The sequence below is a fragment of the Streptomyces lycii genome, from assembly GCF_009735685.1.
Taxonomy (GTDB): domain Bacteria; phylum Actinomycetota; class Actinomycetes; order Streptomycetales; family Streptomycetaceae; genus Streptomyces; species Streptomyces lycii.
Genome location: NZ_WHPN01000342.1, coordinates 8,296 through 19,070, shown reverse-complemented (window position 1 = coordinate 19,070; position 10,775 = coordinate 8,296). Strand labels below are relative to the sequence as shown.

The following is a 10,775-nucleotide window of genomic DNA, read 5'->3' as shown; positions in this document are numbered from 1 at the left end:
GCGACCCGTTCGACCGGGACGTGCTGCCGGCTCCGGAGGGTGCCTCGCGCGCCCTCCTCGGCTCGCTGCTCCGGCCGTACCGGGCGCGGGTCGCCGTCGCCGGTGTCATCCTGCTGCTCCAGCAGGCCGCCGTGCACGCCGGGCCGCTGCTCGTCGCGTACGCCATCGACCGCGCCGTGCCCGCGGTGCGGGCGGGCGACAACGGGCCGCTGGCCGCCGTCGCGCTCGGCTATCTGTTCTGCTCGCTGGCGTCCGGCGGGCTGCAGTTCCTCTTCGTACGCGCCTCCGCCCGCGTCAGCCAGGACGTCCTGCTGGACCTGCGCGGCCGGATCTTCCGGCATGCCCAGGCGCTCAGCGTCGACTTCCACGAGCGGTACACCTCCGGCCGGCTGATCTCGCGCGCCACCAGCGATGTCGAGTCGCTGCGCGAGCTGCTGAACGAGGGCCTGGAGGAGCTGCTGAGCGTCGCCCTGTCGGTGCTCTACATCTCGGTGCTGCTGCTCTGGCTCGACTGGGGTTTGGGCGGCGCCGCCGTGCTGTCCTTCGTCCCGCTGTATCTGCTGATCCGCTCGTTCCGCCGCCGTTCGATGCGCATCTACAGCAAGCGGTCCACCGCGACGGCGGCGGTCGTGGTGAAGTTCGCCGAGACCATGAACGGCATCCGCCCGGTGCAGGCGTTCCGCCGCGAGCGGGCCAACGACGCGGAGTTCGCCCGGCTCAACGGCCGGCACGAGCGGGTCAACGGCGACGCGATCCTGGAGATGGCCCGCTATGTGGTCTCCTCCCGGCTGGTCGCCAACTTCGCGGTGGCCGCGACGGTCCTGTGGGGCGCCCACCGGGTCGCGTCCGGCGGTCTCGCGCTCGGTGTCCTCGCCGCCGCCGCGCTCTACGTACGCCGGATGTACGACCCGATCGACCGGCTCGGGATGTTCCTCAACTCCTATCAGTCGGCGGCCGCCTCGCTGGAAAAGATCTCCGGCCTGCTGGCCCAGCGGCCCACCGTTCCGGAGCCGGACGAGCCGCGCCCGCTGCCCGGCCGGCCCGCGGACAGCCCGGGCCGCGACGTGGTCTTCGAAGGGGTGCGGTTCGGCTACCGCACGGGCGGGGAGGTGCTGCCGCGCTTCGACCTCACCCTGGAGGCGGGCCGCACCGTCGCGGTGGTCGGCTCCACCGGGGCGGGCAAGTCCACGGTCGCCAAGCTGCTCGCCCGGTTCTACGACCCCACCGGCGGGCGGATCCTGCTGGACGGCACCGACCTGCGCGACCTCGCCTCCGCCGAGCTGCGCCGCGGTGTCGTGATGGTGACCCAGGAGGCGTTCCTCTTCTCCGGCACGGTCGCCGAGAACATCGCCATCGGCCGCCCGGACGCCGCCCGCGAGGACATCGAGCGGGCCGCGAAGGCCATCGGGGCGCACGACTTCATCGCGGCGCTCCCCGAGGGGTACGACACGGACGTCCGCAAGCGCGGCGGCCGCATCTCGGCGGGCCAGCGGCAACTGGTCGCGTTCGCCCGCGCGCTGCTCGCCGACCCGGGCGTGCTGATCCTGGACGAGGCGACGTCCTCCCTGGACGTTCCGGGCGAACAGGCCGTCCAGCGGGCCATGCTGACGGTGCTGCGGGGGCGGACGGCCGTGGTGATCGCGCACCGGCTGTCGACGGTGGAGATCGCGGACCGGGTCCTCGTCATGGACGGCGGCCGGATCGTGGAGGACGGCACCCCGGCCGAACTCGTCGGCGGCGGCGGACGCTTCGCGGATCTGCGCCGTGCCTGGCTGGACAGCCTGGTCTGACCGCCCGGAGGGCAGGGTCCACGCGCCGAGGCGCCGTGCCGGCTGACGACGCGCAGTGAAGGCCCGGTCCCGGCGCACGGTGCGGATGGTCGCGGGTCCGTAGCCGCCGGTGCTTCTTCCCCGGGCTCCGGGCCGTTCCTCGCCCTGTAGCCGTGACCGCTCCCGCTGTACCCACTCCCGGTGGGAGCCCACAGAGCGCCCACCGCGTGGAGCGCGAGGGCAGGCGTCCCCGAACAGTGTGGGTGGGCAGGGTGCTTCGCGCGCCGGTTTCGCACGCCCTTGGCGAGCGGTGCGGGCGGGGGAATGGTGGGGGGTATCGCGCTGTCAGAGGGCATCGGCGGCCGGAAGACCGCTCTGCTGCTCGGGCACCGGCGCCCGTGAGGGCTGCACGCATCGTGGCCCGTGTCGACCACCGCTGACAGCTGGTCGGCAACTGATCCGCAGGAGGACGAACATGGCTCACATCGTGGACGTGGCGGCTGCTGTAGGCCCGGAGCCGCAGATCGTCGCATCAGAACCGGCGCGTTCATCGGAACATTCCGCGTCTCCGCGCTGGGAAAGCGCTCAGCAGCAGGGAATCGCTCCCAGGTCACAGACCTCGGTGGCGGCGGGGCTCCCTCCGTGCGCAAGTGTGGAGGAGCTGCTGCGTCAACGCTTTACGGCAACGCGGAGTTGACGCCCGGGAGACTGCGGCGATGGGCGTGTACGAGTGCACCCTCGCAGCGCTCTTCGCGGCCTGGCTGCTGCTCTGCGTCCTCGCCCAGCTCAGGGTCGCCGCGCCTCGCGTGGCCCCACGGCTGGGCCGGTGGGATGCGTCCCTCCTCGTCCCCCGCTACAACTACTTCGCTCCCGTCCCGGGAGTGCACGACTACCACCTGCTGTTCCGCACCCGCACCCGCGGCAGGGAGTTCGGCGCCTGGCAGGAGGTGAGCACCGAGGGCCGGCGACGGTGGTGGAACTTCGCCTGGAATCCTGACCGGCGCTGCCGCAAGCGACTGCTGGACCTGGCCAAGGAGCTGGCTCACCGTGATCCCGCCTGTGCCGATCCGGCCACCGTGCTGTCGGTGCCCTACCTCATGCTGCTCCGCCACGTCTGTGCCCAGGCCGAACCGGCCGAGCGAGCAGACATCCAGTTCCTGATCGTCACGATCTCGGGGGCCGGGCGCGACGAGCTGCCGCAGCCGTTGTTCCTCTCCCGGCCGCACGAGGTCGGGTAGATGAGCCTGGCCCCCGGCACGGCGCTGCGGTGGGTGGAGGTGCTGGCCTCGGCCGGGGTACTGGTGTCCTCACTGGAATATCTGGCCCGGCCGCGTGCCCTCGATGACACGTCGCTGGCGAGCTGGCCGGTGCTCCGGCTGCGGCACCGCAGCCGGAGCACCGGCGTCACCGGCGCCGTGCTGAACCTGGCCCTGGCCTTCCCCGCGGTCCTGGTGACGTACGCGGTACGGGCGGCCGCCGCGGCCGCGTTGGCCGCCACCACGCTGCACGGTCCCCTTCACGTGGTCCTGTTGGGCCTCGTGGTCGCGAGCACCTGCCTGCCGGCCCTGCGCGGCGGCTGCGGCTGTGAGGGCTCTGACCAGGTGCTGATGATCGTGTTCTGCACGCTGCTGCTGGTCGCCGTGCATCCGAGTCCGACAGCCATGCGACTCGGGCTGTGGTTCATCGCCCTGCACGCGTGCCTGGCGTACTGCGTCTCCGGGATCTACAAGGTGACGTCCCGGGTGTGGCAGGACGGCACCGGGCTCGTCGGAGTGCTGGGAACGCGGTCCCTCGGCACCCCGTCCGTGGCTGCCTGGCTCGCCGCGCACCCGGCCACCGCGCGGCGGCTGTCCAACGGAGTGGTCCTGTTCGAAACCCTCTTCCCGCTGGCGTTGGCTGCGCCTGCGACCTGGTTGCCGTACTTCGTGTTCGCAGGCATCGGATTCCACCTGTGCTGCGCCGTGCTCATGGGTCTCAACTGCTTTGTCTGGGCGTTCACGGCCACCTATCCCGCCATCGCCTACGTGGTCCTCCTATAGGTGCCGCCCCGCCGGATCGTCACCTCACCGGTCCGGTACGGCCGAGGCCGAGCAGACCCAGCGCGAGACACCCTCCTGCGCCGGAATTCCGAGCACCGCGCACCGCATCGCTCGGCTCCGGGCTGCCCGGCACACCGACCGCGCCGGAGCCGGCTCGCCCCGGCGCCGGGCCGTCCGCTGCCCGCCGGTCGCCCCTGCCACTCCCAAAAGGGCACGTCCAAGGGGTGAATGTCCGGATGGCGAACCGACTTCTTTGCTCAACGGACAAGTTTTGGTCAACTTCCTTTCGATGTATGGCATGTACGCGCCGGTAATGACACGCTCCCCTGAACACCCCCGCACTCCTGATCCCCCCACCTTTGTAGGAGAACGCGTGAGTTCATCGCGTATACCGGGTTCCCGCCTGTCCGGGACCGCCGCCGGAGCCGTTCTCGCGGCCGCCGCGCTGCTCGCCTCCGGTGTGTCCGCCGGGAGCGCCGGCGCCGCCCCCGCCGACGCCGGCGACGGCGCACGGATCGTCAGCCTCTCCTCCTCGCAGCGCGCCGAGCTGCTCCGCGACGCCGAGTCCGCGCTGACCCGGACCACGCAGGCGCTCGGCCTCGGCGCCAAGGAGAAGCTGCTGGTCCGCGACGTCGTCAAGGACGCCGACGGCTCCCTCCACACCCGTTACGAGCGCACCTACGACGGCCTGCCCGTCCTCGGCGGCGACCTGATCGTCCACCAGGACGCGAAGGGCGCGCACCAGGGCGTCACCAAGGCCGTACGGTCGGCCCTGCGGGTCGCGACCACCGAGCCGGCGATCTCCGCGGCCGCCGCCGAGAAGTCCGCCGTCAGCACCGCACTGAAGACCGGTGTCGACAAGGCCGCCGAGGGCAAGGAGCCCCGGAAGGTCGTCTGGGCCGCGAAGGGCAAGCCCGTACTGGCCTGGGAGACCGTCACCGGCGGCTTCCAGGAGGACGGCACGCCCAGCGAGCTGCACGTCGTCACCGACGCCGCGACCGGCGAGCGGCTGCACACGTACCAGGCCGTGCACAACGGCGCCGGCGAGAGCCAGTACAGCGGCTCGGTGGAGCTGGGCACCTCCGGCGCGGAGGGCGCGTTCACCCTCACCGACACCGCGCGCGGCGGCCACACCACCAGCGACCTGGAGGGCGGCGAGTCCGGCGAGGGCACGCTGTTCACCGACGCCGACGACACCTGGGGCGACGGCAGCGCCAACGACCGCCAGACCGCGGGCGTCGACGCGCACTACGGCGCCGCCACCACCTGGGACTACTTCAAGGACGTGCTCGGCCGCGAGGGCATCCGCGGCGACGGCGTCGGCGCCACCTCCCGGGTGCACTTCGGCGACAACTACGTCAACGCCTTCTGGCAGGACTCCTGCTTCTGCATGACGTACGGCGACGGCGAGGGCAACGCCAAGCCGCTCACCTCGCTCGACGTGGCCGCGCACGAGATGACGCACGGCGTCACCTCCGCCACCGCCGGCCTGGAGTACAGCGGGGAGTCCGGCGGCCTGAACGAGGCCACCTCCGACATCCTCGCCGCCGCCGTCGAGTTCCACGCCGACAACGCCGAGGACAAGGGCGACTACCTGGTCGGCGAGCGGCTCGACATCAACGGCGACGGCTCCCCGCTGCGCCACATGGACCAGCCCAGCAAGGACGGCAACTCCGAGGACTACTGGTCCGAGGGCCTCGGCGACATCGACGTGCACTACTCGTCCGGCCCGGCCAACCACTTCTTCTACCTGCTCGCCGAGGGCAGCGGACAGAAGGAGATCAACGGCGTCAGCTACGACAGCCCGACCTCCGACGGCTCGACCGTCGAGGGCATCGGCATCGAGGCCGCCGCGCAGATCTGGTACAAGGCCCTGACCACGTACATGACCTCGACGACGGACTACCACGGGGCCCGCGAGGCCACGCTGAAGGCCGCCGCCGACCTGTACGGCGAGGGCAGCGCCGAACACCGGGGCGTCGACGCGGCCTGGGCCGGCGTCAACGTCAAGTGACCCGCCCCTGAACACGGCGCGGCACCCCTGACCGGGCGGTGCCCGGCAGTTTCCCCGAGGAGCTGCCGGGCACCGCCCATCCATGTACGGCGGCGCCGCCCGGACGCCGTGCCCCGCCCACGAGGCGGCGCCGCGTCACCCGGCTCCGCCGCCCGGGCGCGTCAGCGCATCAGCACACCCGCGTTCTCGACCGCGGCCTCCGACGGCACCGCCATCAGCCCCAGCTCCGCGCCGCTCGCCAGCAGCCGGTGCGCGGGCAGGATCCGCACGGTGTAGCCGAACGGCCCCGTCCGGTCCAGCTCCAGCGGCCCCTCGTAGAGCCAGCGGCCCTCCAGGTCCGGGCTCCCGGACGCCTTCAGCGGTACGGTCCGCGCGGCCCTGATCCGGTCCTCGGCGTCGACCCGGCCGGCGACCGCCTGCACCTCCACGTCGTCCGGCGCGAGCGTGTCCAGCGCCACCCGGACCCGGAGCGCGAGGGTCGCGCCCAGCTCGGCGGCGCCTTCCGGCTCGTCCGCCGGTCCCGCCTCCACATGGTCGACGGCCACCCGCGGCCAGGCGGCCCGCACCCGGGCCTTCCAGCCGGCCAGGTCCTCCGCGGTCCGGGCGTCGAGCGCGCGATGGGCGCGCGCGGCAGGCGCGTACAGCTGATGGACGTAATTCCGGACCATGCGGCCCGCCAGCACCTTCGGGCCCAGCACGGTGAGGGTGCGGCGGACCATCTCGATCCAGCGGTCCGGCAGCCCGGTCGCGTCCCGGTCGTAGAAGCGCGGCGCGACGCGCTGCTCCAGCAGCTCGTACAGGGCGTTCGCCTCCAGGTCGTCGCGCCGGTCGTCGTCCGTGGCGGCCCCGTCGGCGGTCGGGATCGCCCAGCCGAAGTCCGGCTCGAACCACTCGTCCCACCAGCCGTCCAGCACCGACAGGTTGAGGCAGCCGTTGAGCGCGGCCTTCATCCCGGAGGTGCCGCAGGCCTCCAGCGGGCGCAGCGGGTTGTTCAGCCACACGTCGCAGCCGGGGTAGAGCTTCTGCGCCATCGCCATGCCGTAGTCGGGCAGGAACACGATCCGGTGCCGCACCCGCGGGTCGTCGGCGAACCGGACCAGCTCCTGGATCAGCCGCTTGCCGCCGTCGTCCGCCGGGTGGGCCTTGCCCGCGACGACGATCTGCACCGGGCGCTCGGGGTGCAGCAGCAGTTCCATCAGCCGGTCCCGGTCACGGAGCATCAGGGTCAGCCGCTTGTAGGAGGGGACGCGCCGGGCGAAGCCGATGGTGAGGACGTCGGGGTCGAGGACGCCGTCGATCCAGCCGAGTTCGGCGGCTCCGGCGCCGCGCTGCCGCCAGGCGGCGTACAGCCGTTCCCGCACCTCGGTGACCAGCTGCGCGCGCAGCTCCCGGCGCAGCTCCCAGATGTCGGCGTCCGGGATGCCTGCGACGGCGTCCCAGCGGTCGGCGCCGCCGGCGCTCAGCAACTCGGCGGCGCGGTCGCCGCCGATCTGCCGCTCGGCGAGCGCGTAGACCTCGGGGGCGACCCAGGTGGGGGCGTGGACCCCGTTGGTGACGGAGGTGATGGGCACCTCCTCCGGGTCGAAGCCCGGCCACAGCCCGGCGAACATCTCCCGGCTGACCCGGCCGTGCAGCAGCGAGACCCCGTTGGCGCGCTGGGCGAGCCGCAGCCCCATCACGGCCATGTTGAACAGGTTCGGCTCACCGCGCGGATACGTCTCCAGGCCCAGCCGGAGCACGTCGCCGACGTCGACGCCGGGCAGCTCCCCGTCGTCACCGAAGTGCCGGGCGACCAGCTCCCGGTCGAAGCGGTCGATGCCCGCGGGGACGGGGGTGTGGGTGGTGAAGACGGTCCCGGCGCGCACGGCCTCCAGGGCCGCGTCGAAGCCGAGGCCGCCCTGCTCCGGCTGCGCCAGCTCGCGGATCCGCTCCAGCCCGAGGAACCCGGCGTGCCCCTCGTTGGTGTGGAACACCTCCGGCTCCGGGTGTCCGGTGATCCGGCAGTACGCGCGGACGGCGCGGACTCCGCCGATGCCGAGCAGCATCTCCTGGAGCAGCCGGTGCTCGCTACCGCCGCCGTAGAGCCGGTCGGTGACGTCCCGTTCGCGAGGGTCGTTCTCCTCCACGTCCGAGTCGAGCAGCAGCAGCGGGACCCGGCCGACGCGGGCCTGCCAGACGGCGGCGCGCAGCGAGCGGCCGCCGGGGAGGGCGAGGGCGACCCGGGCCGGCCGGCCGTCGGGCTCGCGGAGCGGGTCGAGCGGCAGTTCGTTCGGGTCGAGCAGCGGATACTGCTCCTGCTGCCAGCCGTCCCGGGACAGCGACTGCCGGAAGTAGCCGTGCCGGTAGAGCAGTCCGACGCCGACGAGCGGAACGCCCAGGTCGCTGGCCGCCTTGAGATGGTCGCCGGCGAGGATGCCGAGGCCGCCGGAGTACTGGGGCAGCGCCGCGGTGATGCCGAACTCGGGGGAGAAGTAGGCGAGTGCGGCGGGCAGCTCCGGGCCGGCCGACTGGTACCAGCGGGGGCTGCCGAGATAGTCCCGCAGGTCGTCGGCCGCGGCCGCGAGCCGGTCCAGGAACTCGGAATCCGCGGCCAGGCTCTCCAGCCGCGCGGCGGGGACGGCACCGAGCAGGCGCACGGGGTCTCCGCCCGCGCTCCGCCAGCCCTCGGGGTCGACGGCCCGGAAGAGGGCGCGGGTCTCGGGGTGCCAGGACCAGCGCAGGTTTCGCGCCAGTTCCTGAAGCGGTCGTAGGGGTTCCGGAAGGACGGGGCGCACGCTGAATCGACGAATGGCCTTCACATGCCGAAGGTATCCGGGGCGACGGGTGCCGTTCGCGTACATTCACGCGTTCTGTCCAGATCTCACCGAACGGACGGCTTGTCGAATGCTGTCGAACGCCTGTCGGGGACTCGGGAAAGCCGCAACCATAGAAAGGCCTTACCCCCCACCATCCCGAGGAGGCACGTATGAGACACCCCCACTCCCAGCCTTCGGCCGAAGCCCCGAGGAGGCGCATCAGCCGTAAGCATGCCCTGGTCAGTGCGGGTTTGGCGACCGCTTTGGCGGCCGCCGGACTGACCGCCCTGGCCTCCCCCGCACCCGCTGCCGCCGCTCGGCAGATGGAGAGTCTCGATCGCGGTGTAGTAAGCGTATACACCGGATCGGGCAATCTGGTGAGCTGGCGCTGGCTGGCCACGGACCCGGACGACGTGGCGTTCAACGTCTATCAGGACGGGACAAAGGTGAATTCCGCTCCCGTCACGGAATCGACCAACTTCCTGCACGAAGGGGCAGCCGCGTCGGCGGACTACACGGTCCGCGCCGTCGTCGACGGGGCCGAGCAGGACGACTCGCCCCCCGCCGTCGGCTTCGCGGGCGGTTACAAGGACGTGCCGATCAGTCCGCCCTCCTCCTCCCACGAGGCCAACGACGCCTCCGTCGCCGACCTCGACGGGGACGGCGACCTCGACTTCGTGTTGAAGTGGCAGCCCACGAACGCCAAGGACAACTCGCAGGCCGGGACGACCGACAACACCTACCTCGACGGCGTCACGCTGGAGGGCGAGCGGCTGTGGCGGATCGACCTCGGCCGCAACATCCGCTCCGGCGCGCACTACACCCAGTTCCAGGTGTACGACTACGACGGCGACGGCCGCGCCGAGATGGCCGTGAAGACCGCCGACGGCACCGTCGACGGCGAGGGCACGGCCATCGGGAACGGCTCCGCCGACCACCGCAACGGCGACGGCTACATCCTGTCCGGACCGGAGTACCTGACGATGTTCGACGGCCGCACCGGCGCCGCCCTCGACACCGTCGACTACGTGCCGGCCCGCGGCAACGTCGGCAACTGGGGCGACACGTACGGCAACCGCGTCGACCGCTTCCTCGCCGGAACCGCGTATCTCGACGGCACCCGCCCCAGCCTGATCATGGCCCGCGGCTACTACACCCGTGCCGTCATCGCCGCCTGGGACTTCCGCGACGGTGCCTTCGAGCGCCGCTGGACCTTCGACTCCGACAGTTCCGGCAACGGCGGCTACGCCGGCCAGGGCAACCACAGCCTGTCCGTGGCCGATGTCGACCAGGACGGCAGGGACGAGATCCTGTACGGCGCGGCGGCCGTCGACGACGACGGCTCCGGCCTGTGGAACACGGGGTACGGCCACGGCGACGCCGGCCACGCGGGCGACCTCGTCCCGTCCCGCGCGGGCCTGGAGTACTACAAGGTGGACGAGGACGCCTCGAAGCCCGGCTCGTGGATGGCCGACGCGCGCACCGGGGAGATCCTCTGGCGGACCGACCCGGCCGGCGACAACGGCCGCGGTGTCGCCGCCGACGTCTGGGCGGGCAGCCCCGGCGCCGAGGCCTGGTCCTCCGCCGACAGCCGGATGCGGTCGGCGTCCGGCTCCGAGACCGGCCGCAAGCCGTCCAGCGCCAACTTCCTTTCCTGGTGGGACGGCGATCCGGTCCGGGAACTCCTCGACGGCACCCGGATCGACAAGTACGGTACGGACTCGGACACCCGGCTGCTGACCGGTGAGGGCGTGGCGTCGAACAACGGCACCAAGTCCACCCCGGCGCTGTCCGGCGACATCCTCGGCGACTGGCGCGAGGAGGTCGTCTGGCGCACCTCGGACAACCGGGCCCTGCGGATCCACTCGACGCCGCACGAGACGGACCGCAGGATCACCACCCTGTTGCACGACGCCCAGTACCGTGTCGCGCTCGCCTGGCAGAACACCGCCTACAACCAGCCGCCGCACCCGAGTTTCTTCATCGGCGACGGCATGGCGGAGGCTCCCCGCCCGGATGTGACGACTCCCTGACGCTCCGTGAAAGTGGCAGGTCCCCCCTTGTCGGGGACCTGCCAGTGAGGGACCCTCAGGGTCACAACCGGAGAAGGGAATTCCGCTCATGACACTGGTCCCCACCGGACTGTCCTCATCCGGCG

At 72.2% G+C, this 10,775-nt stretch carries 6 protein-coding genes; 5 read left to right on the top strand and 1 reads right to left on the bottom strand.

Translation table 11 applies throughout. From position 1 onward, the window contains the following. From GCU69_RS21990 to GCU69_RS21975, 4 genes are all read left to right on the top strand, one after another. Positions 1–1,790 (top strand): ABC transporter ATP-binding protein (locus GCU69_RS21990; RefSeq protein ID WP_156206969.1); only part of this gene is annotated, 1,790 nt, incomplete at its 5' end. Positions 1,791–2,485: 695 nt separating this feature from the next. After that, the gene (locus GCU69_RS21985) at positions 2,486–3,007 is read left to right on the top strand and encodes a hypothetical protein (protein ID WP_098753996.1); all 522 of its coding nucleotides are present in this window, start codon (positions 2,486–2,488) and stop codon (positions 3,005–3,007) included. Beyond that, the gene (locus GCU69_RS21980) at positions 3,008–3,808 is read left to right on the top strand and encodes a hypothetical protein (RefSeq protein ID WP_156206968.1); all 801 of its coding nucleotides are present in this window, start codon (positions 3,008–3,010) and stop codon (positions 3,806–3,808) included. Positions 3,809–4,121: 313 nt separating this feature from the next. After that, entirely contained in the window at positions 4,122–5,822 is a 1,701-nt protein-coding gene (locus tag GCU69_RS21975) for a M4 family metallopeptidase (RefSeq protein ID WP_098753994.1), read from the top strand. 161 nt (positions 5,823–5,983) lie between these two features. Here the strand turns inward: GCU69_RS21975 and glgP are convergent, their stop codons facing one another. Beyond that, positions 5,984–8,620, bottom strand: coding sequence for an alpha-glucan family phosphorylase (glgP, locus tag GCU69_RS21970; protein WP_156206967.1), 2,637 nt, complete (start codon positions 8,618–8,620; stop codon positions 5,984–5,986). 167 nt (positions 8,621–8,787) lie between these two features. Between glgP and GCU69_RS21965 the strand changes: the two genes are divergently transcribed. Beyond that, complete coding sequence (locus GCU69_RS21965; RefSeq protein WP_156206966.1) at positions 8,788–10,650, top strand: rhamnogalacturonan lyase; 1,863 nt, start codon at positions 8,788–8,790, stop codon at positions 10,648–10,650. The last annotated feature ends 125 nt before the right edge of the window (positions 10,651–10,775 follow it).

Bases quoted from the DNA above. Each gene is read 5' to 3' on its own strand.
- GCU69_RS21965 (WP_156206966.1), top strand. From the start codon at position 8,788: ATGAGACACCCCCACTCCCAGCCTTCGGCCGAAGCCCCGAGGAGGCGC.
- GCU69_RS21975 (WP_098753994.1), top strand. From the start codon at position 4,122: ATGACACGCTCCCCTGAACACCCCCGCACTCCTGATCCCCCCACCTTT.
- GCU69_RS21980 (WP_156206968.1), top strand. From the start codon at position 3,008: ATGAGCCTGGCCCCCGGCACGGCGCTGCGGTGGGTGGAGGTGCTGGCC.
- GCU69_RS21985 (WP_098753996.1), top strand. From the start codon at position 2,486: ATGGGCGTGTACGAGTGCACCCTCGCAGCGCTCTTCGCGGCCTGGCTG.